Genomic DNA, 22758 nt, shown 5'->3' with positions numbered 1-22758 from the left:
CGGAAGCCGAGTGGCGCCCCGGCGGTACCCGGGGCGCCACTGGGACGGGGTGCGGTGTCAGGAGACGTTGAGTGCGACGTCGTCGAGCGCGAAGGCCGTCGAGCCGCCGTACGTGTCGGTCTCGGTGCCGGTGAACTTCAGGGTGACGGTCTGGCCGGCGAACTGGCTCAGCGAGTAGGACGCCTGGTCCCACTGGTTGTCCGCGTCCAGGTTGCTGTAGGTGTGCAAGGTGGCCAGGACGGTGCCGGACGCGTTGAGGACCTGCACCTTCAGCGTGTCCGCCGCGCCGAGCGCGGACTCGGCGGTGGTGATGTACCGCCAGAAGGAGAAGGCGGCGTTCGTGCAGGTGGCCGGGATGCTCACGGTCTGGGCCAGGGTGTCGGTGGCGGCGTAGCCGTAGTCGTCCAGGATCGACGCGTAGCTCCCCGAGTGGGCCGGGATGCCGTACAGGGACGAGGCGACGATCGAGCCGGTGGTGCCGGTCCACGGCGCGGTGCCGTTCTCGAAACCGCCGTTCCCGACGAGCTGGGCCGCGGTGCAGCCACCGGTGGCTGCGGTGGTGGTCCAGGAGAAGGAGGTCGAGCCGGTGGCACCGGTGCCGTCCTTGACCGTGACGGTCACGGAGGAGGTGGCGGCGGCGGTCGGGCTACCGGTGATCAGACCCGTCGAGGAGTTGATCGACAGACCGGCCGGCAGGCCCGTGGCGCTGTAGGTCAGTGTCTGACCGGACGCCGAGTCAGTGGCCTGGACCTGAAGGGAGACCGAGCCGCCGACCTTGGAGCTCTGGTTGCCCGGGTTCGTCACGGTCACGGTGTTGGCGGTGGAGCCACCGTGCGTGAGGATCGCGTGCGAGATGGCGCAGCTGTTGGTGTCGTTGGACCAGCTCGCCTGCTCGGCGTAGGTGCCGTACGTGCCGAAGCTGACGTTGGCGACCCCGCCGGGCTGGCCGCCCTTGATCCAGGCGCACTCGTCGGAGTTCTCGTAGTTCTTCGTGCCACCGTTGGTGCCAGGGTTGGCCCACCCGGTGGTCGTGTAGCTGTCCGACATCATCTCGTGCCACTCGTGGCCGAGGGTGATGGTCCAGCCGTCGAGAGTGCCCGCGCTCCCGGAGTTCAGGAAGTCGACTCCGCAGGTGGCGCCCATGTCCATGTTGTAGGGCTGGTTGCTGAACGCGATGTTGCCGTACGGGGAGGAGAACGGGCCCCCGGCGAGGCTGGTGTCGCCGTTCCAGCTGTGCCAGGCGCAGTAGCCCTGGGTGGGGCTCTGGTAGTTGTCCGGGTTCGTGCCGTGCGGAGACAGGATGACGTAGTACGCGTTGCGGTTCGAGGCGGCGGTGGTGTTGCCGAAGTGCCCCGCCGCGTTGATCGCCTCCTGCGTGAGCTGTGCCTCGGTCGCCGACGCCGGGGACGCGGCCGCGTTGTCGTTCCAGACGCCGGCCAGCACGCCGCCGCTCTGGTACGGGACGAACTGCGAGGCCGGCAGGTTGGTCGGGCAGGAGTACGCGCCGGCGGTGACGCCTGGACCGTCGCACCACTGGGTCAGGTCGGCCGACCAGGTCTCGCCGTTGGTGCCGATGCCCTTGAACATCTGCTGTGCCACGGGCGCGCCGCCGTCCGGGTCCCCGGAGAACGTCGCGTTGCCGTTGGCGTCGGTGCCCTGGGTCCCCCACTGGTTTCCGTAGAAGACCAGGTACACCTTGGTCTTGGCGCCGCTCATGACGCCCATGCCGCTCGTGCCGCCGTTGTAGGCGAGGGTGTTCGTGCCGACGGTGGCGGCCGCGGCCCGGGTGGACGCCGCCGCGTGGGTCTTCTCCCAGGTCTGCGTCGCCCGCGTCGTCGCCAGCGAGAGCATTGCGTCAGGGTGGGCCTTCTTCACGACCGCGGACGGGCTCTGCGCACCGGACGCGGGGGCAGCCATGGCGGGCGCGGACGACAGTGTGAAGGCCGACAGGCCTATCACTGCGGCGGCAGCGGCGCCGATGCGGCGACGCCGGGAGCTTTCAGGCATGGGGGTGCCCTTCCTTGTAGACGGGGTCCGCGGAGAGCGTCGGCGCACGACGTGCCCAGCGACAGAATCCGCCGCGCTGTCCCGGTGTGAGCCGTTGAGCTGCGCGGATGGCTGGAAAGTTACTGACGCCCGATCAAGGGCACAACAAAGAGCTAAATGTGAAGAACGGGTCGATCCGGGCGGGGGCTCCCGCACGCACGGCTCTTGACTTCGCCCTGCGCATGAACCATCGTCGGGATCCGATCGACTTGGCCAGGAGGGCACCATGGCCACGGAACAGGCGACTGCGGCGGGAACGCCGACAGAAGGAACGCACACGAATGCCCTCGTCCCCTCTCCCTTTCAGGCGGCGCTGCGCGAGGCGATCCAGGCCCGTGGTCTGAGCCTGGAGCGGATCCAGGCCAAGCTCCTCGCGGCGGGAACACCCGTGAGCATGGCGACGCTCAGCCACTGGCAGTCCGGCCGCAGCCAACCGGAGCGCACCGGCTCGCTGGAGGCCCTGTCCAGGCTGGAGGTCCTCCTCCAGGTCGAGGCGGGCACCCTCGCCGCCCTGCTCCCGCCTCCGCGTCGACGTGGCCGCAGACTCGATCCGTTGAGCTTCGCCGAGGCCTACCAGGACGAGACGATCATGGCCCGGGCCTTCGACGAGGGCGGGTTCGACCAGGCCGGGGGCGAGCAGCTCGCCGACCTGTCACGTCACGACCGCATAGAAGTGGGGCCTGACGCCCGGATCCGGCGGGTCTGGAGCCGTCGCGTGATGCGGGCCCTGGAGGACGGCGCCGACCGGATCATGACGCTCTACCGCACGGACGAGGGGGCACCGGCTCCTCGGATCCATGCGGTTCGCGGCTGCCGCCTGGGGAGGGTGGTGACCGCGCCACGGGCCAACGCGGTCGTGGCCGAGCTGCTGTTCGGCCAGGGGCTGCGGCGTGGCGAGTTCGCCGTCATGGAACACGAAGTCGAGTTCACGGCGCCGTATCTCGCGGACACCTCATGGGAGAAGTACTTCGACAGGCCGATGCGCGAGTACGTGGTCGAGATCCAGTTCTCCGGGCCGCGACTACCCGTTCGATGCGTGCAGTTCAGCAGGCCGACCGTGGGAGAGGGCCGCGCCTCGGAGAGATCCGTCCACCTCGACCCCTACGACCGACTCACGGCGGCAGCGCTCGATCTGACCGTGTCGTGCTTCGGGTTGCGCTGGGAATGGGGCCAGTGATCCGCTCTGTCGTCGTCCTTTGGCCCCGTCTTCCGATCAGGATCCCCCCGGGCACTGCCACTGCCCTCGGCTTCCCGTCCGACTCTCCGATGCCGGGGCGGCCGGGCGGAGCATGGGGCGGCCGCCCCGGCAGGTGGTGCGGTCAGCCCAAGGTCCACTGCTGGTTGCTGCCGCCGTTGCAGGTCCATTCGTCGATCTTGGTGCCGTTGGCGGTGCCCTGACCGTAGGCGTCGAGGCAGAGGCCGGAGGCCGCGTTGGTGAGGCTGCCGTCCGGGTGGAACACCCAGGTCTGGTTGGCGCCGCCGTTGCAGGAGTAGAGGTCCACGACGGTGCCTGGGGCGGTGCCGCCCTGGTAGCCGTCGAGGCATTTGAGGCTGCTGCCGCTGTAGACGGTGACCGCGCCGGAGGCGGTCAGCGTCAGGTGCTGGTTGCTGCCGCCGTTGCAGTCGTAGAGCTCCCACTGCGTGCCGTTGGTGGTGGAGCCGCCCGGGACGTCGAGGCAGCGGCCGGACTGGACGCCGGTCAGAGTCTGGCCGGTCGGCGCGGTGGTGCCAGGCTGCCCGGCGCTCGCCAGGACGTAGGTGGTGATGCTCTGGGCGGGCAGCGTCGCGGTGAGCGCTCCGCCGGAGACACTCGGCGCCGCGACGGAGGCGAGACTCTGGGTCACGCTGGTGCGGTAGCTCGCCGTCGGGGTGAGCGTGCCGCTGCCGGCGTTGAGCGTCAGCGCGGTGGCGGAGCTGTTGGTGTTCGTCGCGACGACCGTCCAGGCGTTGTTCTGCCAGAAGGCGAGCGTCTGGACGCCACCGGGCGAGCCGGCGACCGCGTAGCGGACGGCGCCGGGGCGCACGAACTTGCTGTACTGGCCGAGCGCGTAGAAGCGCTTGGTCGGGTAGAGGGTCTGGTTGCCGTCGCTCGCGTAGTTCGGGTCGTAGTAGACCAGGCCGTCGTTCCAGCCGCTGGAGTTGACCGTGGTGGCGCAACTGCCGCTCGTGGTGGGGTCGCAGCCGAGCTCGGAGGAGAGCGCGGTCCACCACTGGAAGGCGCTGTCGTTGCCGTAGGCCAGGTCGTCGTAAACAGAGTTGGCCATGGTCAGCGCGCCGGTGATGGTCGGGTCGTACTGCTGGCCGTAGCCCCCGCCGCTGACCTGGCAGCAGATCTCGGTGGCCCAGACCGGCTTGCTGTTCGTGGCACCGAGGGCGCCGACCTGCTCCAACTGGCTGCCGGAGGGGAAGTTGTAGGTGTGATGGGCGATGGCGCTGACGTAGCCGGGCGCGGAGGCGTCGGCGAGCCAGGTCGGGGCCTCGGAGGTGAGCTGCGTGGTCTGGCTTGACTCGTCCGCGATGACGGTGGTGGACAGCCCGGCGCTCCTGAGCGCGGAGCCGACCGCGTCGATGACGCCGGCGCGGGCCGAGGGGGCGACGGACATGCCCTCCTGACCGCAGGAGCTGAACGAGTCATCGGGTTCGTTCATGGGGCTGATCTGGTCGAACGCCTCGCCCTGGGCAGCGAAGTGGGCGGCGATGGTGGCGAGGTAGCTGCCGTAGGCGGCGTCCTGGCCGGTGTTGACGGAGCCGCCGCAGCTCTTGCCGTTGGTGGTCCAGGCGGCGGGCGCGCTGTTGACGAAGCCGATGAGGTCCGGGACGCCGTCGGCGGCGGCGAGGGAGAGGAACTTCTGCCCGCCGGGGTCCCTCGTCCAGTCGTAGCTGCCGGAGGAGGTCAGGAAGGTCTGCGGGGCGCGTGCGGTGACCGAGACGCCGGTGCCGCCTCCGCCGATGTTGTAGCGGTACTGGCTGAGTTGGATGCCGGAGCTGGTGAAGAGCAGGTCGGCGGCCTGGGTCTGGGCGGTGGTGGAGAAGTTGGCGAGGTCGTTCGGCCACCAGGCGCCGGAGGCACCGAAGCCCGTGATGGTCTGCGCGGCTCCGGTGATCTGGGCTGCGCCGGTCGCGGCGCCGGCGGAGGTGGGGGCGACGGTGGGGAGCAGAGTCGCGGCGAGGGCGGTGCCCAGCGCGAGGACGGTTCGGGTGGCCCGGCGCGGCTGAGCTGCGGCGCGGGCCGCGCGTGTCGCACGGAACATGGGGCTCCTGTCGGGTGGGGACGGAGCGGCGAAGCCGGCCGGCTGCCGCCGCTCCGGTCGAGGAGTCCGGTGGTGCTGGGCTCGGGCGGCGCGCGGGTGGTCGGACTCGCCGTCAGATGGCGTGCCACGCCCACGGATCGGCCGTCCGAGGCGCCCGGATCGGGATCATGTTTGCGTAACCATCCCGGTCCGGTCAGCGAGTCTGAACCTCTTGTCCAAGGGAAGTCAAGAGCGCGGGACGGATCCCGTCCCCGAAGGCCGCGCGTCCGTGCGGGCCGTCACCAGGATTGACGGACCGTCACCCATCGCTCGGCGCGGGCCCGGTGCTGTCCCGCCGGACGAGGCGGGTGGGCACCAGCGCGGTGCCGCGCTCCGCCGACTGGTCACGAATCTGGCGCAGCACGCCGTCCACACAGCGGCGCCCGACCTCGGCGAAGTCCTGGTGCACCGTGGTCAGCGGCGGGATGAAGGACGCGGATTCGGGGATGTCGTCGAAGCCGACGACGCTGATGTCCTGGGGCACGCGCCGCCCGCGCTCGTGCAGGGCGCGCAGCAGCCCCAGCGCCATCTGGTCGTTCGCGGCGAAGACGGCGGTGCAGTCGTCCGGCACCAGCTTGCCGGCCTTGTAGCCGGACTCGGCCGACCAGTCGCCGAACAGCAGCGGCGGGACCGTCCTTCCGGCCTCGCGCAGGGCGGTCAGCCAGGCCTCGGTACGGCGTTGGGCGGCGAAGGAGTCGGGCGGACCGGCCAGGTGCCACACGGTGCGATGGCCGAGTCCGAGCAGGTGCTCGACGGCGGCCCGGGCTCCCCCGCGCTGGTCGGTGTCGACGACGGTGTAGCGGTCACCGGCGTCGGAGTCGACCACGACGACCTGGACGTGCGGCGGGAGCGAGATGGTGGAGGCGTCCAGGAGGTGCACCTCCATGATCACGATAATCCCGTCGACGGCGAGCTCGCCGAGCCGGGTGAAGGCGCCGCGCACGTCGGTCTGGGTGGGCACGGCGACGGGCATCAGCGTGATCGCATAGCCCTCCCGCGCGGCGGAGTCGGCGATGGCCTCCAGGGTGCGCACATTGCCGGTGGTGGAGAGGTTGAACAGGATGACGCCCAGGGTGCGGAACTCGCCGTGCTTGAGGGCGCGGGCGGCGCTGTTGGGGCGGTAGCCCAGTTCCCGCATGGCGGCGAGGACACGGGTGCGGGTCTCCTCGACGACGCCGGGACTGCCGTTGGAGACCCGGGAGACCGTCTGCGAGGAGACTCCCGCCAGCCGCGCGACGTCCGCCATCGACGCGCCGCGACGCCGACGCGGCGCGGCCGCCCCGGCCCCGCTCGCAGACGTCCCGACCCCGGCCCTGTCCTCCACGGCGCTCCTCCACAAGTCCTCGCGCGTCCGGCGCGTGGTCCGATCCAACCGGATCGCAAGGAACTCTTGACTCCCTTTGGATCCCGATGCCAGCATCAGGTTACGCGATGTTTACGTAAACATCCAGGTCGTAGCCGTTTGCTTACACAGGAATGTTTACGTAACCACCGGCCGTGCCGAGCATGCGCCGGCCAGGAGTGTCCGACCCCAAAGGAAGACCATGACGGTTGCCGTGCCACCCGCCCGTTCCCGTACCACCCGCCGCTCCGGGCGTGGCTGGATCGGCCTCGGGTTCACCGCACCGTTCCTGGCCGTCTTCGGGCTGGTCTTCCTCGCACCGATCGGCTACTCGGTCTACCTGAGCCTGTTCCAGGACCGGCTGATCGGCGGCACCACCTTCGTCGGCATCGACAACTACCGTCAGGCGGTGGACGATCCGCAGTTCTGGGAGGGCCTGGGCCGGGTCGGACTGTTCCTGCTGGTGCAGGTGCCGGTCATGCTCGGCATCGCGCTGCTGGTGGCCCTGGCACTGGACAGCGGCCGACTGTACGGGCGCGACTTCTTCCGCATCACGGTGTTCCTGCCCTACGCCGTCCCCGCGGTCGTCGCGACCCTGATGTGGGGCTTCATGTACGGCACGCGGTTCGGCCTGGTCGCCGACCTCGACCACACCTTCGGGATCACCCTTCCCGACCCGCTCTCGCCGCACCTGATCCTCGCGAGCATCGGCAACATCGTCACCTGGGAGTTCATCGGCTACAACATGCTGATCTTCTACTCCGCGCTGCGAGTGATCCCGCACTCCCTCTACGAGGCCGCGTCGATCGACGGCGCCGGCCAGTGGCGGATCGTGGCCGCGATCAAACTGCCCGCGATCCGGGGGGCTTTGATGATCGCCACCATCTTCTCCATCATCGGCAGCTTCCAGCTGTTCAACGAGCCGAGCATCCTACGGCCCCTGGTGCCCGACTCCGTGAGCACCTCCTACACCCCCAACCTCTACACCTACTCGCTGGCCTTCAACGGTCAGCAAGAGGACTACGCCGCCACAGTCGCGATCATCATGGGCCTCGTCACCATGATCGTCGCCTACGCCTTCCAGCTGCGCGGCATGCGAAAGGAGGCGTGAGCGATGACCACCGCGACCCCTGCCCCCACCCAGACCGACAACCACCACCGACCGGCCCGGACGGCCCGCCTGCGCACACCCCCCGCACGCCCCCGCCGCGCCCACTCCGTCGACCGGCCACGCCGCAGCGCCACGCTGACCGTCCTCTCGAGCCTGGTCGTGCTCTACACCCTGGTCCCGCTCGCCTGGCTGGTCGTCAGCTCCACAAAGACGCAGGCCGATCTGCTCGGCTCCCCCGGGCTCTGGTTCAGCGGGCACTTCGCCCTGTGGGACAACATCTCCCAGACGCTGAGCTACGACCACCACGTCTTCCTGCGCTGGCTGCTCAACACCCTGCTCTACGTCGTCCTCGGCGCCGGCGGCGCCACCCTGCTGTCCGTGCTGGCCGGCTACGGACTGGCCAAGTTCGACTTCCGCGGCAAGAAGGCCGTCTTCGCGGTCGTCATCGGCGCCGTCGCCGTGCCCACCACCGCCCTCGCGGTGCCCACCTTCCTGATGTTCAGCACGATGGGGCTCACCAACACCCCCTGGGCCGTGATCATCCCCTCGCTGGTCTCGCCGTTCGGCCTCTACCTGATGTGGGTCTTCGCCTCCGAGGCCGTGCCCACCGAACTGCTGGAGGCCGCCCGCGTCGACGGCTCCGGCGAGGTGCGCACCTTCTTCCGCATCGCCCTGCCGCTGCTGGCGCCCGGCATCGTGACGGTCCTGCTCTTCACCGTGGTCGCGACCTGGAACAACTACTTCCTGCCGCTGATCATGATCAAGGACCCGAACTGGTACCCGCTCACGCTCGGCCTCAACGCCTGGAACGACCAGGCCGCGACCGCCGGCGGACAGCCCGTCTTCAACCTCGTCATCACCGGCTCGCTGCTGACCATCGTCCCGCTCGTCGCCGCGTTCCTGCTGCTCCAGCGCTACTGGCAGTCAGGCCTGGCCGCCGGCAGCGTCAAGGAGTAACCCCCACCCCGCACTCCCCCGGCCGTCCCAGTCAGCCGCGGGGCCGCACCACCCTGCCCATCCGCACCCTGCCATCCGCAACTGAGCACAACGGAGTGAACGCCTTGAGAGTCCCCGCACGTCACGCCGTCAAAGGCATCGGACTGCTGTGCGCCGCGGCGCTGAGCCTGACCGCCTGCGCCTCCTCCAGCACCACCGGATCCGGCTCCGCCGACGCCGCGTCCTCGGCCTCCGCTGTCCAGGCGGCCCTGGCCAAGGGCGGCACCATCACCGTCTGGGCCTGGGAACCCACCCTCAAGCAGGTCGTCACCGACTTCGAGGCCAAGTACCCCAAGGTGCACGTGAACCTGGTGAACGCCGGCACCGGCAACAAGCAGTACACCGCGCTGCAGAACGCCGTCCAGGCGGGCAGCGGCGGACCGGACGTGGCGCAGATCGAGTACTTCGCGCTCGGCCAGTTCGCACTCGGCAAGTCCGTGCAGGACCTCGGCAAGTACGGCGCCGCCAAGCTGTCGGGCAGCTACTCGCCCGGGCCGTGGAGCTCGGTGAACATCGGCGGCGGCGTCTACGCGCTGCCGATGGACTCCGGTCCCATGGCGCTGTTCTACAACAAGAAGGTCTTCGACAAGTACGGCCTGACCGTCCCGACGACCTGGGCGCAGTACCTGGACGACGCGAAGAAGCTGCACGCGGCGAACCCGAACGCCTACATCACCAACGACACCGGCGAGGCCGGCTTCACCACCAGCCTGATCTGGCAGGCGGGCGGCCACCCGTTCAAGGTGGACGGCACCAAGGTGTCTGTCGACTTCACCGACGCGGGCAGCACCGCGTTCACCAGCACCTGGCAGCAGCTGGTCTCCGGCAAGCTCGTCGCGCCGGTCAACTCCTGGTCCGACCAGTGGTACAAGGGCCTCGGTGACGGCACCATCGCCACCCTGGCCTCCGGCGCGTGGATGCCCGCCAACTTCGTCTCCGGCGTCCCCGGCGCATCCGGTGACTGGCGCGTCGCACCGCTGCCGCAGTGGCAGGCCGGGCAGAGCGCCAGCGCGGAGAACGGCGGCAGCTCGCTGGCCGTCATGAAGGCGAGCGCCAACCAGGACCTGGCGTACGGGTTCCTCCAGTTCGCGAACGCGGGCGCCGGCGTGCAGGACCGGATCAAGGGCGGCGCGTTCCCCGCGACCACCGCGGACCTGGACTCCTCCGCGTTCCTGAACACCGCCTTCCCGTACTTCGGCGGCCAGCAGGCCAACCAGATCTTCGCCCAGTCGGCGAAGAACGTCGTCAAGGGCTGGCAGTACCTGCCGTTCCAGGTCTACGCCAACTCGATCTTCAACGACACCGTCGGCAAGGCGTACGTCTCCTCCACCACCCTCACCCAGGGGTTGAAGGCCTGGCAGGACGCCTCGCTCAAGTACGGCAGCCAGCAGGGCTTCACCACCGGCTGACCGTCCGCCCTCCGCACCTCTGGCAGCGGCGCGCGCCGTTCACGCGCGCCGCCGCCCCGCGCATCCGAAGGGAACCCGCCATGACCGCGAACCCCTCCCCCGCCCACCGTTGGATCCGCTGGCCCGCGGGCGACACCTCCCCGCGGCTGGGCTACGGCGCCGACTACAACCCGGAGCAGTGGCCACGCGAGGTGTGGAAGGACGACATCCGGCTGATGCGCGAGGCCGGAGTGAACATCGTCTCGCTCGCCATCTTCTCCTGGGCCAGGCTCCAACCCACGGCGGACAGCTGGGACTTCGGCTGGCTCGACGAGGTCATGGACCTGCTCCACGCGGGCGGCATAGCCGTCGACCTGGCCACCGCCACCGCCTCGCCGCCGCCGTGGCTGACCGCGCTGCACCCGGAGATCCTGCCCGTCACCCGCACCGGCGAGACCCTGTGGCCGGGCGCCCGGCAGCACTGGCGGCCCACCTCCCCGGTGTTCCGCACCCACGCGCTGCGACTGGTGGAGGAGTTGGCCTCCCGCTACGCGAACCACTCGGCGTTGGCCGCCTGGCACGTGAGCAACGAGCTCGGCTGCCACAACGTGTACGACTACTCCGACGACGCGGCCCGCGCGTTCCGGATCTGGCTCCGGGAGCGGTACGGCACCCTGGACGCCCTCAACCACGCCTGGGGCACCGCCTTCTGGTCCCAGCACTACAGCGACTGGGAGCAGCTCCTGCCGCCCCGGCTGGCCGCCTCCCACCCCAACCCCACGCAGCAGCTGGACTTCAAGCGCTTCTCCTCCGACGCCCTGCGCGACCACCTGCGCGCCGAGCGCGCGGTCCTGTCGCAGATCACCCCGGACGTGCCGGTCACCACCAACTTCATGGTGATGGGCGAGACCAGGGGCATGGACTACGCGAGCTGGGCCGGTGACGTCGACTTCGTCTCCAACGACCACTACGTCCACCCCGGTCCGCAGGGCCTGGACGAGCTCTCGTTCTCCGCGAACCTCGTCAGCGGCATCGCCGGCCACCGCCCGTGGTACCTGATGGAGCACTCCACCAGCGCCGTCAACTGGCAGCACGTCAACCAGGCCAAGCTGCCCGGCGAGCTGGCCCGTGACTCGCTGCTGCACGTCGGCCACGGCGCCGACACCGTCGCGTTCTTCCAGTGGCGCCAGTCCGCGGCCGGCGCGGAGAAGTACCACTCCGCGATGGTGCCGCACGCCGGGCCCGACAGCGAGGTCTTCCGCGCGGTCACGGCACTCGGCCGCACGCTGCAGGCGCTCGCTCCGGTCGCGGGGAGCACACGCAAGCCGGCCCGCGCGGGGATCGTCTTCGACTGGGACTCGTGGTGGACCGCCGAACACGACTCGCACCCCACCGCGCTGCTGCGCTACCGCCAGGAGGCTCTGGACTGGTACTCCGCGTTCCTCGCGCTCGGCGTGCGCGCCGACGTCGTCCCCACCGGCACCGACTTCTCCGGCTACGACGTGCTGGTCGCGCCGGTGCTGCATGTCGTGCCGACCGAGCTGGCCGAGTGTCTACGGGAGTTCGTGGAGACGGGCGGCCACCTGGTCACCACCTACTTCTCCGGCATCGTGGACCAGCATGACCACGTCCATCTCGGCGGCCACCCGGGTGCGTTGCGGGACCTGCTCGGCATTCGCATCGAGGAGTTCGCCCCGTTGCCCGAGGGCACCGAGGTCCGCCTCGACAACGGGAACCGGGCCACGCTGTGGACCGACGCCGTCACCGTCACGGCCCCCGACGTGCTGACCCTGGCCCGCTACGCCGACGGCCCGCAGACCGGGCGGCCCGCGCTCACCCGCCGCGCGGTCGGCACGGGATCCGCGGCGTACGTCTCCACCCGTCTCGGCCCGGAGCAACTGTGCGGCGTCCTGGCCCAGTTGCTGGTGGCCGCAGGCGTGGACAGCGAGCTGCCCGAAGCGGCGCGCGGCCGCGTGGACCTGACGGTCCGCCAGAACGGGGGTGCGGACTTCTGGTTCCTCGCCAACCGCACCGACGCTCCGGTACCGCTGCCTGGCGTGGAGGGCGAGCTGCTCGCCGCGAGCGCCGAGCCGGACCATCAGGCCGGCACCGTCGTGCTGCCGCCGCGAGCCGTGGCGGTGCTGCGCCGACCTCGCTCCGCCGCCTGAACCTTTTCACGCATCGGGTCGCCCGCGCCGCCGTGGCGCGGGCCGTGCCCGCCCCCTCGCACCCACCCGAAAGGTAGACCACCAATGCGTCTCCGTGTCCTCTCCGCCGCCGTCGCCCTCGCCTGCGCCACGCTGGGCGTCGCCACCGGACCTGCCCAGACCGCGGCGGCGCACACCGCCGAGGCGCTGGACGCCGGCCACTTCCACGGCGTCAACTGGGCTGCTCCCGGGGACAACTACGCGGACGGACCGATCGCACTCTCCGGCCTGTCGCTGACCGACGACTACGCGACGACGTACGCCAAGGCGTCGGCCGTCATCAAGGGCTTCCGCCGCAACCTGGGCGCGAACACGGTCCGCTTGCCGATCAACCCCTACACCACCGGCGGGACCTACTGGAGCTCCTACCGCGCGGTCATCGACGCGGCCACCGCGCGCGGCTTCGACGTCGTCCTCGGGTACTGGGAGGGCACCAGCGCACAGAAGGACGGGAAGATAGACAGCCTGCCCGCCTTCTGGGACATGTGGACCACCGTCACCGACGCGTACCGGCACAACTCCCGAGTCTTCTTCGAGCCGATGAACGAGCCGTTCGGCTACACCGCCGCCCAGTGGACCGACTTGGCCGCCCAGTGGCTGGCCACGTTCCCGTCCGTGCCGCGCGACCGGGTCTTCGTCAGCGGCACCGGTTACAACGACAGCGTCCTCGCCGTCTGCGCCGACAGCCGCCTGGCCGGCACCTACCTGTCGCTGCACCACTACGGCTTCTGGAAGCAGGACACCGGCTACGCGGCCTGGGTCGCCGACCTGAAGTCCCGCATCGGCGGCTGCGCGTCGCGCACCGTCGCCGACGAGTTCGGCGCGCCGATGACCTCCGGCCTGAACTACGACGAGCGGGCGTCCGACAGCACCGACAGCAACTCGGTCGCCTTCCTGCAGGCCGACACGGACACCTTCCGCGCCCTGCACATAGGCTCGGTCTACTGGCCGGGCCTGCGGACCGGTGACACCTACACCATGGAGGCCCTGACCGGCAGCGGCACCCACCCGCAGTTGGTCACCACCAACGTGACCGGCGCGGACCGGCTGGCCTGGGCCTGGGGCAAGGGCCACGCCGCGATGGAGGGCTGAGCATCCGGCGGGCGTGACGGTACGGGTGGGCGGGTCCCGGGCCGGGCCGCGCGACGTAGGGCTAGCCCTACCCCCGGCCCGGTGACTCGCCCCATGGTTCCGGGGATGCCGCTCCAGCAGGCTGGAGGCACGGGCGCAGGCCCGTGTCGAGCACCCAGTCGAGCATTCAGGAGTCCTCCAGTGACCACGTCCGTATCGAGTCCCCCGGCCCAGGGCAGCGACTCGCGCGCGGCAGTCGCGGCCCGCGCGCGCGGGCTCACCAAGGCGTACGGCAGCGGCGAGACCCGGGTGGTGGCGCTCGACGCGGTCGACGTCGACATGCCGCGCGGGCAGTTCACCGCGATCATGGGCCCTTCAGGGTCCGGCAAGTCGACGCTGATGCACTGTCTGGCCGGTCTCGACACCGCTTCCAGCGGCCGCATCTGGGTCGGCGAGACCGAGATCACCAAGCTCAGGGACAAGCGGCTGACCCGGCTGCGCCGCGACAGCATCGGCTTCGTCTTCCAGGCGTTCAACCTGCTGCCCACCCTGACCGCGCTGGAGAACATCACGCTGCCGATGGACATCGCCGGCCGCACGCCCGACCGTGCGTGGCTGGACCGCGTCGTGGAGACCGTCGGGCTCGCCGGACGGCTCAAGCACCGCCCGGCGCAGCTCTCCGGCGGCCAGCAGCAACGCGTCGCCGTGGCCCGGGCCCTGGCCGCCCGGCCCGAGATCATCTTCGGGGACGAGCCGACCGGCAACCTCGACTCCCGTGCCGGGGCCGAGATCCTCGGCTTCCTACGCCGCTCGGTCGACGAGCTCGGCCAGACCATCGTCATGGTGACCCACGACCCGGTGGCCGCCTCCTACGCCGACCGCGTGCTCTACCTCGCCGACGGCCGCATCGTCGACGAGATGCACGCCCCGACGGCCGACGCCGTCCTGGAGCGGATGAAGTCCTTCGACTCGCGAGGCCGGACGTCATGACCGTGCTGCGGACCTCCCTGCGCAACTTCCTCTCCCACAAGGGCCGGATGGCCCTCTCCGCGATCGCGGTGCTGCTGTCGGTGGCGTTCGTCTGCGGGACGCTCGTCTTCACCGACACCATGAACACGACCTTCGACAAGCTCATCGCGACCTCCGCCTCCGACGTCACCGTCAGCCCGGCCAAGGTGGACAACGCGCAGCAGACAGGCACGCCGGACACCCTGCCCGCCTCGCTGCAGGCTCGGCTCGCGCGAGTCCCCGGCGTGGCCGCGGTCGTGCCCGAGGTGACCAGCCAGCAGGCCACCGTCGCCGACGGCCACAACCAGGACATCGGCTCCACCACCGGCGCGCCCACCATCGTCGCCAACTGGAACCCGACGCACACCAGGACCGTCGGCATCACCTCCGGCCACGTCCCGCTCGCCCCGGGCGACGCCGTCCTGGACGCCGACACCGCCGCCAAGCACCACCTGGGCATCGGTGACACGCTCCGCGTCATCGCCGGTCCCGGGGACTTCAAAGTGACCATCGCGGGCATCGCCACCTTCAAGACCACCAACCCGGGCGCGGCCGTCGTCTACCTCGACACCCCGACCGCGCAGCAGGGGCTGCTCGGCTCCCGCACCGCCTACACCGACTTCGCCCTGAACGCCGCGCCCGGCGTCGGCGACGACCAGCTCAAGGCGCGGGTCGACGCGGCCGTCGGCCACGGCTACCAGGTGCAGACGGCCGCCGAGGTGCAGGCGCAGAACCAGAAGGACGTCGGTTCCTTCCTGGGCCCGATGAAGGACGTGCTGCTCGGCTTCGCCGGGATCGCGGTCCTCGTGGGCGTCTTCCTGATCGTCAACACCTTCTCCATGCTGGTGGCTCAGCGCACCCGCGAGATCGGCCTGATGCGAGCCATCGGTTCGAGCCGCCGCCAGGTCAACCGTGCAGTGCTGCTCGAGGCGGTGCTGCTCGGCGTCGTCGGCTCCGTCGCCGGGATCGGTGCGGGCATCGGCCTCGCGGTCGGCCTGATGAAGCTCATGGGCGCGATGGGGATGCACCTCACCACCGCGGATCTGACGATCAAGGCGGCGACGCCGCTGATCGGCCTGACCGTCGGCGTCGTGGTGACGGTGGTGTCCGCCATGCTGCCCGCCCGCCGCGCCGGAGCGATCTCCCCGATGGCCGCCATGCGCGACGCCGGCACCCCGGCCGACGCCCGCACGGGTCGCGTCCGTGCCACGCTCGGGGTGCTGCTCACAGCGGCGGGCGGGACCGCCCTCGCGCTGGCCGCGAGCGCCTCCTCGGCCTCGGCCGGCTCCGGGCTCCTCGCGATCGGCGTGCTGCTGACGCTCGTCGGCTTCGTCGTGGTCGGCCCGCTGCTCGCCGGGCTCGTCGTGCGGATCCTGGGCGCGGTCACGCTGCGATGGTTCGGCCCGGTGGGCCGACTCGCCGAGCGCAACGCGCTGCGCAACCCCCGGCGCACCGGGGCCACCGCCGCCGCGCTCATGATCGGCCTGGCGCTGGTCGCCGGGCTATCGGTGGTCGGCGACTCCATGGTCGCCTCGGCAACCACCCAGATGGACAGGTCCGTCGGCGCCGACTTCATCATCCAGGCCGGCAACGGCAATCCGATCAGCCCGGCCGCCGCGAAGGCCATCCACGCGGCCGGTCACCTGGCCCATGTCACCGACCGCACGGACGTCGCCGCGACCGTCACCGCCCCGGACGGCACGAAGGACAGGACGGTGATCGCGGCGGCCACCCCGTCCTACACCGACGACCTCCAGGCCAAGACCGTCCAGGGACGCCTCATCGACGCCTACGCGCCCGGCGCGATGTCGGTGCCCGAGGGGTGGGCCAAAGTCCACAAGGTCACCTTGGGCGACCGACTCGACGTCGCCTTCACCAGCGGCAGGACGGCGCAGCTCACGGTGAACGCGATCACCTCGGACGACACGGTCTTCGACAAGGGCGCGATGTACATGAACATCGCCGACGCGCGGAAGTACCTCCCCGCAGACAAGTTCCCCGCGAACAACATGATGTTCGCCGCCGCGATCCCCGGCCAGCAGAGCGAGGCAGCCGCCGCGCTCAAGGCCGCCACCGCGGACTACCCGCAGATCAAGGTCCGCGACCAGGCCGACTACAAGAACATGATCCAGCAGCAGCTCGACCAACTGCTCAACATGATCTACGCCCTACTTGCCCTCGCCATCGTGGTCGCCGTCCTCGGCGTGGTGAACACCCTCGCCCTCTCGGTGGTCGAGCGCACCCGCGAGATCGGCCTGATGCGCGCGATCGGGCTCTCCCGCCGCCAGTTGCGCCGGATGGTCCGGCTGGAGTCGGTCGTCATCGCGCTGTTCGGCGCGGTGCTCGGTGTGGGCCTGGGCATGGGCTGGGGCATCGCGGCCCAGAAGCTGCTGGCCCTGTCGGGGCTGGGGGTGCTCAGCATCCCGTGGACCACGATCGGCGTCGTCTTCCTCGGCTCCGCGCTGGTGGGCCTGTTGGCCGCACTCTTCCCAGCCTTCCGCGCCGGCCGGATGAACATCCTCAAGGCCATCGCCACAGACTGAACAGACTGACGGGACGCACACACGTCGCCGACGCGGGAACAGGAACCCGCGTCGGCGACGCCGCACGATTGCCCGGCATCCCGGCTGCAACTACCTTGGGAGTGCCTGCAACCCTCCCGCTCTGGCCGAGAGGCACGGACTGCTTGTGGAGAACACCGTGCCGACTCTCGCGACCTCACCGGCTCCGGCCGGCTGGAGCCACCGACGTGCCCTTTTCGCGGCGACTGTCTGTCTGATCGCCGCTGCGGTGATCGTGGCGTACTGGGCAGTGTGGTTCACTGACCGGCCGCTCCTGGCCAGCTCATCGGCGCCTGCCTATACCGAGTTCGAGAACGCCTTCCCGCTGGCTGATGCCTGGCTGACCGTGGCCCTGTTGATGGCTGCGGCCGCCTGCCTGAGGGCTCGCACCGCCGCGGCTCGGCTCTGGCTCGGCATCGCTGTCGGCAGCGGGGTGTACCTGTTCAGCGTGACTCCTCCGCCGGCTGGAGCCGGGGGCTTCTCGCTAACCCTGGCGGGCGTTGCGACGGACCAGCCCGGCCCGTAGAACGTTGATGGCTCCCACTGTGTCAGCGTGCGCCGTGTGGCCGCAGGCAGCGCAGTGGAAGGTCTCCTGGCTGGGCCGGTTCTCCGCCGCGACGTGTCCGCAGGACGGGCAGGTGCGGGAGGTGTTGCGGGGGTCCACGGCGATCACTGTCCGACCGGCGCTTTCAGCCTTGCTCGTGAGGATCGTGAGGAACACCCTGTGGGTGCCGAAATCCCCGTCCGTGCAGGTCAAGCGGCATGTCGGTACTCGTGGAGGACTCCGCCGAGTCGGTCGTGTCGGCGTATGTCCAGGCGTTCGATCTGGTGTGGTGAGAGCGGCCTGGGGAGGGCTTGCATGGGTGCGGCGCCAGCCAGGGCCCGGTGGGGTCGGTGTTGGTTGTAGTGCCGCTCGTAGGTCCGCAGTGCGCGACGCAGGTGGGCCTCGTTCCAGATGAGGGTCCGGTCGAGGAGTTCGGTCCTGAGGGTCCTGACCCACCGTTCCATGACCGCGTTCATCCGCGGCACCTGCACTCCCGTCAGAACGGTCGCGATGCCCGAACTCTGCAGGATCTGGTTCATCATGGCGGGGTATTTGGCATCCCGGTCCCGGATCAGGAACCGGACTGTGGCGAGCTGGTCGGCGTCCTCCAGGTCCATGAGCAGGTCCCGCACTGCCTGGGTGACCCAGGCATGGGTCGGGTGGGCGGTGGTGCCGAGGATCCGGATTCTGCGGCTGGCGTGGTGGATCGCGGCGAGGATGAATTGGCGCTGCCCGTTGAGGGTGACGGTCTCAATGAAGTCCATCGCCAAGATCGCCTCGGCCTGCGAGCGCAGGAAGCTCGGCCAGGTGACGCTTGAGCGGTTCGGCGCGGGGTCGATGCCCTCGGCTTTGAGGATCTCCCAGACAGTGGACGGTGCCACCCGGATCCCGAGGACGGCGAGCTGGCCGTGGATGCGGCGGTAGCCCCATGACGGGTTCTCCCGCGCCAGCCGCAGGACCAGACGGCGGACCGAGACAACCGTGCGCGGACGCCCCGGCCGGCGGCGGGCACTCGCGCGAGCATGTCGACGCCTGATCAGGTCACGCTGCCAGCGCAGGACCGTGCCCGGGCTGACCAGCAGCCGGATCCGACGCAGTACATGCCGCGGCGTTCCTGACAGCAGCGCTGCCAGGAATGCCCGATCCGCCGGCCGGAACCTCGGACGCTCGTCACCGAGCTGCCGCTGCAGAACCGAGAGCTGGTGACGTAGGGCCAGAATCTCGACATCCTTCTCGCGGTCGCCGATCGGGAGCAGACGCAAGGCCGCGAAGGCCTGGGAGACCGCGAGATACGCGAATCGCACGAGCACGAGACGCGATCATGCCCGATGGCGGACGCCCGAGGCTAAAGCGACCCTGACCTGCATGGACGCATTAATCGGCACCCACAGAGTCCCACTTCTGCAACAGTGCTGCTGCAGAAGCCTCCCTCCGACTGATCGCGGGGCCGGCGGGCCCGCGTAGCCGGAGGACGGGTCGTCTTCCTCCCTAGGAAGGGGCGCTACTGGTGCGCTGCTAGGCGCCGGTGGTGGGGTCCTGCTCGCTGCTGGCGCGGCGCAGTTGTTCGTTGATGCGTAGGGCTTCTTCGAGTTGGTCTTCGAGGATGACGATGCGGCAGGCGGCCTCGATGGCGGTGCCCTGGTTGACCAGGTCGCGGGCGCGCATGGCCAGGCGCAGTTGGTAGCGGGAGTAGCGGCGGTGGCCGCCGTCGGAGCGCAGTGGGGTGATCAGGCGGTGTTCGCCGAGCGCTCGTAGGAATCCGGGGGTGGTGCCGGTCATCTCGGCGGCGCGGCCCATGGTGTAGGCGGGGTAGTCGTCGTCGTCGAAGGTGTTGGCGGAGTCGGGGCTGGTCGTGGGAGTCACTGCACCTCTCTGGTTCTCGCGAGAACGCGTCGAGGGGCCCCGGGACCGCTGTTGGCCCGGGGCCCCGAAGGGATACATCACCATCTACCGGCCTGAGCCGGTCCTGTTCTTCCGCACCGCCCGGGGGGAGGGGGCGTGCGGGGATCGCGTAAGCGTGACCGGAAACCACCGTCCTTGCCTTGGGGTCTGCGGTATCCGCCCGGACGCGTGTTCACCGGCCGGGCGATCCTGATGGCGCCTGCGCCCTCCTTCGTCCATCTCGTGCTGACGGGGAAATCTGGGTACTGCCGGTCCTGCCTTGCGGCTGGGCCGTCGGCCGCCGGCCGTCCGAGCGCGGTGACCACGGCTGTCGATGCTGCCCGGCACGCGCGCCCGCAGTCATGGCGCCTTCACCGGGTTCCCTGCTCAGATTTTCGTGACTGCGGGCACTTCCCTAACTGCAAGGCGGCGGCCCCTGAAGAACCGCGGACCGCCCGGCCCGGCAGCCAGCCCCGTCGCCCTTCCTGCGCTTTCCTGGCTTCGGAACTCTGCTGCCGGACCGTCGTGCGAACTTCGTCCTGAGTACCGCCAGTTCGTGTCTGGCGGGTGTTTCCGACTGCTGACTACGACAGAAACACTAACCGCTGGCAAAGCCAATGTCTACTCCGGCGAGCATAGATTTTGCTTCGGCAGTGAGAGAGCTAACCTTCCGCCTACGCCCCCTGTCCCGGGATCAAGGGCCGGCGCCCCGACCGCCGGGGGTGACGCACAGCTTCCCTGCGAAAGGGGCGCCCCGGCGCACTAAAATCTGGCGCCATGTCGAAACCCGATGGGCTGCTCGCCGACATCGCCGCGATGGTGGAGTCCGAGCACAGCAATCAGATGCCCCTCACCGTGGTCGTACCCGGCGCTGTCATCACGGGCAGGCTCGCCCCGGAGAGTCTGTGGCGCGAGCGTGTCGCCGAGGTCCTCGAAGCGTCGGAACACCTCAAGCCGTTCTCCGCGCCATTCGCCGCGGCCGAGGCGCAGCACGCCGCCGACCGGGACGAGAGCGGACGGCCGACCCACTTGCACCTGCACTTGGCGCGGATCCTCCAGGGCAGCTACGGGCTGCCCCACACCGGCGGCATGTATCGCATCCGCATCGAGGACATCAACAGCTGGACCGTCGGAGACCTCAGCTACTCCGATCAGTGACCGCACGCCAGGACCTGGGGCCGTCCCGCGACCTCTTGGCCCCGGGGCCTGGCGGGAGCCCGTTGGAGGAACGCGCCGCTCCCAGGATCGTCACCGGCTTGGAGGAGGCCCGGCAAGCGATGGGGTCAGCGGGTGGGTCGCCGGGCGCCGTGGCGGACTCTGAGCCCGCCCAGGAGCAGGGCGGCGAGGAAGACGACCACGCCGATGATGAGGAGGTAGAACAGGCCCTTGGCGACCGCGCCGATGATGCCGAGCGCGACGGCCGCCAGGATGAGCAGCAGCACGAGGACCATGGCTTGGGGGCCTTCCCTTGGGTTGGTCAGCGTCGGGCGAGGCGGCGTTCGCCGCCCGCTCCGGGCGTGTAGGGCAGTTCGTAGTGGGCGAAGACCGCGGGTTCTTCCTCGGCGGGCAGCACTCCGTCGGTGTCGATCGCCGGCCCGTCCTTCACCTGGGACTTGGGGTAGGCGACCTTCAGGTAGCCAGGCCCGACCAGGGCGCCGTCCAGCGGCACGAACACCAGACGGTGGCGGGTGGGCAGACCGACGGTGACGGTGCCGAAACTGGGCTCGTCGGTGGCGGTGTCCACATACACCGACTCCAGCGTCCCGATCTTCTTGCCGTCGACGTCGACGACGTCGTCCATGCGCCACTCCCGGACATCGGCCATCGCGATCACCACCACCGGTCTCCCTTCCCTTGCCGTGCTCCCTGGTCGCCAGGCTGCGGGTGACCGCCGGCCCGGGCGATGATCATGTCGCGTGGTGGCAGTGGGACGCCGCCACCACACGAGACGGCGGGCGGCACTCCACTCGTCCGGGTGAGGTGCCTCCGCCGTCATGATCCGGGGGTGGGGCCGGTGTAGAGGAGTTCCGCGGCGGTGTGCTGGGCTGTGCGCAGGTGGGTGGCGGCCTGTTCGAGGGCGGCGATCGCGTGGCCGAGTTCGGCGGCCACGGCGGCCTGGATCCGTGAGGGGATGGGCGGGTCGTCCAGGACGGCGAGATGCTCGGCGGGCATGGCGTTGATCGCCGCGGCGGTCTGATGGAGGGTCAGGGGAAGCTGTTCGAGCATCCCGGCGAGGGCGCCCAGGGTGTGGTGGGCGTCGATGGGGTAGGGGTAGCAGCCGGGCCGGGCGGTGAGTTCGCCGAGGCTGCGGACCTCCTCGGCCGCGGCGGCCGCGGCCTGGTGCGGGCTTGGGACGCCGGTCATGGCCGACTCCGGTCCGGTGCGGAACGCGCCGGGTCGGGAACCGCGTCATCGACGGCGGGCGGGCCCAGCTGGTCCGGTTGGAGGTGGGTGCGGGCGCCGAGCATCGGGGCGTGATGGCGCTCGGCGCGGTGACCCACCGGGTCGGCGACCTGTTCGCGGGGCCAGCCGTCCGCGCCCGGTGGAGTGGGGACGGGGCGGCGGGCGAGGATGCGGCCGACCCAGTGGCCGCCGCAGCCGGGACAGGGCTGCGCGCCGCTGGGGGTGTAGGGGGACTCGGCGGGGTGACCGTCGAGCGCGAAGTACTCCCAATCCTGGCTGGTGTCGTCGGTGTAGCGCTGGACGTCGTAGTCGCAGCTCCACTGGTGCCAGCAGTGGCCGCAGGTGAACTCCACCCGTTCCACCGCGAGTTCGGTGATCATCCTGTTTCACCTCCCAGCCCGGGGCCGGGGCCCTGCCCCGGACGTTGAGTCGCGGGGCAGGGTGTGGATGCGGACCGGTCCGGCCACCACGGTGGCGCCGCGCGGCCGGGCCGGCTCCCGCATGGGCCAAGATCGTGCTTGGGTCGGTTCCGGTGTCAGTTGCTGTGGTCGGATCCGGTCCTGTGCCGCGGGTCTGAGCAGGCGGTAGGCGGCGACGATCTCGGTGAGTCGGGCGGGGGAGGCGGGGTCGGGGTTGGCGTCCGGGTGCCAGGCCCGGGCCAGGGCCCGATAGGCGCGGGTGATCTGCTCCGGGCCGGCTCCCGGCCCCAGTCCAAGCACCCGCAACGCCTCGGTCCGGCTGCCCATGGCCACCTCCCTCACACCGCCCTGGCAGGTCTTCGACCCGTATCAGCCCTGGCCGGAGGGCTTCGCACCCTCCCTGACGCCGCCGAGGGCGCACGGTGCGCGCCTGACGGGGGCCACTTCGGGATGTCCCAGGCGGGGCGGACAAGCCACGGGGGCGTCCCGGC

20 protein-coding genes and 1 pseudogene are annotated in these 22758 nt (G+C 70.4%); 10 read left to right on the top strand and 11 right to left on the bottom strand.

From position 1 onward, the window contains the following. Positions 1 to 57: 57 nt before the first annotated feature. On the bottom strand, positions 58 to 2007 hold the full coding sequence (locus tag DN069_RS40850; protein ID WP_207892084.1) for a putative Ig domain-containing protein: 1950 nt from the start codon (positions 2005 to 2007) through the stop codon (positions 58 to 60). A gap of 265 nt (positions 2008 to 2272) precedes the next feature. Here DN069_RS40850 and DN069_RS08080 point away from each other — a divergent pair, with 265 nt between their 5' ends. Beyond that, positions 2273 to 3223 carry a helix-turn-helix domain-containing protein gene (locus tag DN069_RS08080; protein ID WP_111500166.1) on the top strand — a complete coding sequence of 317 codons (951 nt, stop codon included), beginning with the start codon at positions 2273 to 2275 and terminating at the stop codon, positions 3221 to 3223. 142 nt (positions 3224 to 3365) lie between these two features. Here DN069_RS08080 and DN069_RS08075 read toward each other — a convergent pair whose 3' ends face one another. Next, on the bottom strand, positions 3366 to 5297 hold the full coding sequence (locus tag DN069_RS08075) for a glycoside hydrolase (RefSeq protein ID WP_111500165.1): 1932 nt from the start codon (positions 5295 to 5297) through the stop codon (positions 3366 to 3368). 298 nt (positions 5298 to 5595) lie between these two features. Further along, the gene (locus tag DN069_RS08070) at positions 5596 to 6582 is read right to left on the bottom strand and encodes a LacI family DNA-binding transcriptional regulator (RefSeq protein ID WP_111500164.1); all 987 of its coding nucleotides are present in this window, start codon (positions 6580 to 6582) and stop codon (positions 5596 to 5598) included. 298 nt (positions 6583 to 6880) lie between these two features. On the opposite strand from DN069_RS08070, the gene DN069_RS08065 reads away from it, so the two are divergent. The 8 genes from DN069_RS08065 to DN069_RS08030 all read left to right on the top strand — a co-directional run bounded on the left by DN069_RS08065 (position 6881) and on the right by DN069_RS08030 (position 17546). Continuing rightward, complete coding sequence (locus tag DN069_RS08065) at positions 6881 to 7789, top strand: carbohydrate ABC transporter permease (RefSeq protein ID WP_111500163.1); 909 nt, start codon at positions 6881 to 6883, stop codon at positions 7787 to 7789. Between the two features lie 3 nt (positions 7790 to 7792). Continuing rightward, on the top strand, positions 7793 to 8746 hold the full coding sequence (locus tag DN069_RS08060) for a carbohydrate ABC transporter permease (RefSeq protein WP_111500162.1): 954 nt from the start codon (positions 7793 to 7795) through the stop codon (positions 8744 to 8746). 104 nt (positions 8747 to 8850) lie between these two features. Further along, complete coding sequence (locus DN069_RS08055) at positions 8851 to 10194, top strand: ABC transporter substrate-binding protein (protein ID WP_111500197.1); 1344 nt, start codon at positions 8851 to 8853, stop codon at positions 10192 to 10194. A gap of 80 nt (positions 10195 to 10274) precedes the next feature. After that, complete coding sequence (locus tag DN069_RS08050; RefSeq protein ID WP_111500161.1) at positions 10275 to 12341, top strand: beta-galactosidase; 2067 nt, start codon at positions 10275 to 10277, stop codon at positions 12339 to 12341. Positions 12342 to 12425: 84 nt separating this feature from the next. Further along, positions 12426 to 13472 (top strand): cellulase family glycosylhydrolase, encoded by a 1047-nt coding sequence (locus DN069_RS08045; protein WP_111500160.1) that lies wholly within the window; start codon positions 12426 to 12428, stop codon positions 13470 to 13472. Between the two features lie 180 nt (positions 13473 to 13652). Then, positions 13653 to 14441, top strand: coding sequence for an ABC transporter ATP-binding protein (locus DN069_RS08040; RefSeq protein WP_111500159.1), 789 nt, complete (start codon positions 13653 to 13655; stop codon positions 14439 to 14441). Continuing rightward, positions 14438 to 17002: an ABC transporter permease gene (locus DN069_RS08035; protein WP_111500158.1), complete on the top strand. Its 2565-nt coding sequence runs from the start codon at positions 14438 to 14440 to the stop codon at positions 17000 to 17002. Before DN069_RS08040 ends, DN069_RS08035 begins: the two co-directional genes overlap by 4 nt. A 145-nt stretch (positions 17003 to 17147) precedes the next feature. Further along, entirely contained in the window at positions 17148 to 17546 is a 399-nt protein-coding gene (locus DN069_RS08030; protein ID WP_111500157.1) for a hypothetical protein, read from the top strand. Here DN069_RS08030 and DN069_RS08025 read toward each other — a convergent pair. The 3 genes and pseudogenes from DN069_RS08025 to DN069_RS08015 form a co-directional block, all read right to left on the bottom strand. Next, positions 17505 to 17741, bottom strand: a pseudogene (locus DN069_RS08025) (zinc ribbon domain-containing protein); the annotation flags it as partial. The gene DN069_RS08030 and the pseudogene DN069_RS08025 sit on opposite strands and share 42 nt — an antisense overlap. Positions 17742 to 17773: 32 nt before the next feature. Next, a complete protein-coding gene (locus tag DN069_RS08020; protein WP_111500156.1) occupies positions 17774 to 18874 on the bottom strand; it encodes an integrase core domain-containing protein in 1101 nt (366 codons plus the stop codon). A 205-nt stretch (positions 18875 to 19079) separates the two neighbouring features. Then, positions 19080 to 19427: a helix-turn-helix domain-containing protein gene (locus DN069_RS08015; protein ID WP_243638995.1), complete on the bottom strand. Its 348-nt coding sequence runs from the start codon at positions 19425 to 19427 to the stop codon at positions 19080 to 19082. Positions 19428 to 20222: 795 nt separating this feature from the next. On the opposite strand from DN069_RS08015, the gene DN069_RS08010 reads away from it, so the two are divergent. Beyond that, entirely contained in the window at positions 20223 to 20603 is a 381-nt protein-coding gene (locus tag DN069_RS08010) for a hypothetical protein (protein ID WP_042448225.1), read from the top strand. Positions 20604 to 20728: 125 nt separating this feature from the next. Here the strand turns inward: DN069_RS08010 and DN069_RS39930 are convergent, their stop codons facing one another. From DN069_RS39930 to DN069_RS42820, 5 genes are all read right to left on the bottom strand, one after another. Next, a complete protein-coding gene (locus tag DN069_RS39930) occupies positions 20729 to 20896 on the bottom strand; it encodes a hypothetical protein (RefSeq protein ID WP_165845418.1) in 168 nt (55 codons plus the stop codon). A 26-nt stretch (positions 20897 to 20922) separates the two neighbouring features. Further along, positions 20923 to 21270, bottom strand: a complete 348-nt coding sequence (locus tag DN069_RS08005) for a PRC-barrel domain-containing protein (protein ID WP_111500195.1) — start codon at positions 21268 to 21270, stop codon at positions 20923 to 20925. 167 nt (positions 21271 to 21437) lie between these two features. Continuing rightward, entirely contained in the window at positions 21438 to 21809 is a 372-nt protein-coding gene (locus tag DN069_RS08000) for a hypothetical protein (protein ID WP_111500155.1), read from the bottom strand. After that, the gene (locus DN069_RS07995; RefSeq protein WP_111500154.1) at positions 21806 to 22228 is read right to left on the bottom strand and encodes a hypothetical protein; all 423 of its coding nucleotides are present in this window, start codon (positions 22226 to 22228) and stop codon (positions 21806 to 21808) included. The genes DN069_RS08000 and DN069_RS07995 overlap by 4 nt, the downstream gene beginning before the upstream one ends. Positions 22229 to 22234: 6 nt before the next feature. Further along, a complete protein-coding gene (locus DN069_RS42820) occupies positions 22235 to 22594 on the bottom strand; it encodes a J domain-containing protein (protein WP_133259856.1) in 360 nt (119 codons plus the stop codon). Between the last annotated feature and the right edge of the window lie 164 nt (positions 22595 to 22758).

Origin of the sequence: Streptacidiphilus pinicola (genome assembly GCF_003258295.1) — a bacterium.
GTDB classification, from domain to species: Bacteria; Actinomycetota; Actinomycetes; order Streptomycetales; family Streptomycetaceae; genus Streptacidiphilus; species Streptacidiphilus pinicola.
This window is presented reverse-complemented; position numbering and strand designations above follow the sequence as displayed.

Excerpts from the sequence above, each read along its gene's own strand:
- DN069_RS07995 (WP_111500154.1), bottom strand. The coding sequence starts at position 22,228 with ATGATCACCGAACTCGCGGTGGAACGGGTGGAGTTCACCTGCGGCCAC.
- DN069_RS08075 (WP_111500165.1), bottom strand. The coding sequence starts at position 5,297 with ATGTTCCGTGCGACACGCGCGGCCCGCGCCGCAGCTCAGCCGCGCCGG.
- DN069_RS08045 (WP_111500160.1), top strand. The coding sequence starts at position 12,426 with ATGCGTCTCCGTGTCCTCTCCGCCGCCGTCGCCCTCGCCTGCGCCACG.
- DN069_RS40850 (WP_207892084.1), bottom strand. The coding sequence starts at position 2,007 with ATGCCTGAAAGCTCCCGGCGTCGCCGCATCGGCGCCGCTGCCGCCGCA.
- DN069_RS08010 (WP_042448225.1), top strand. The coding sequence starts at position 20,223 with ATGTCGAAACCCGATGGGCTGCTCGCCGACATCGCCGCGATGGTGGAG.
- DN069_RS08070 (WP_111500164.1), bottom strand. The coding sequence starts at position 6,582 with ATGGCGGACGTCGCGCGGCTGGCGGGAGTCTCCTCGCAGACGGTCTCC.
- DN069_RS08065 (WP_111500163.1), top strand. The coding sequence starts at position 6,881 with ATGACGGTTGCCGTGCCACCCGCCCGTTCCCGTACCACCCGCCGCTCC.
- DN069_RS08080 (WP_111500166.1), top strand. The coding sequence starts at position 2,273 with ATGGCCACGGAACAGGCGACTGCGGCGGGAACGCCGACAGAAGGAACG.
- DN069_RS08060 (WP_111500162.1), top strand. The coding sequence starts at position 7,793 with ATGACCACCGCGACCCCTGCCCCCACCCAGACCGACAACCACCACCGA.
- DN069_RS42820 (WP_133259856.1), bottom strand. The coding sequence starts at position 22,594 with ATGGGCAGCCGGACCGAGGCGTTGCGGGTGCTTGGACTGGGGCCGGGA.
- DN069_RS08005 (WP_111500195.1), bottom strand. The coding sequence starts at position 21,270 with ATGGCCGATGTCCGGGAGTGGCGCATGGACGACGTCGTCGACGTCGAC.
- DN069_RS39930 (WP_165845418.1), bottom strand. The coding sequence starts at position 20,896 with ATGGTCCTCGTGCTGCTGCTCATCCTGGCGGCCGTCGCGCTCGGCATC.
- DN069_RS08050 (WP_111500161.1), top strand. The coding sequence starts at position 10,275 with ATGACCGCGAACCCCTCCCCCGCCCACCGTTGGATCCGCTGGCCCGCG.
- DN069_RS08000 (WP_111500155.1), bottom strand. The coding sequence starts at position 21,809 with ATGACCGGCGTCCCAAGCCCGCACCAGGCCGCGGCCGCCGCGGCCGAG.
- DN069_RS08035 (WP_111500158.1), top strand. The coding sequence starts at position 14,438 with ATGACCGTGCTGCGGACCTCCCTGCGCAACTTCCTCTCCCACAAGGGC.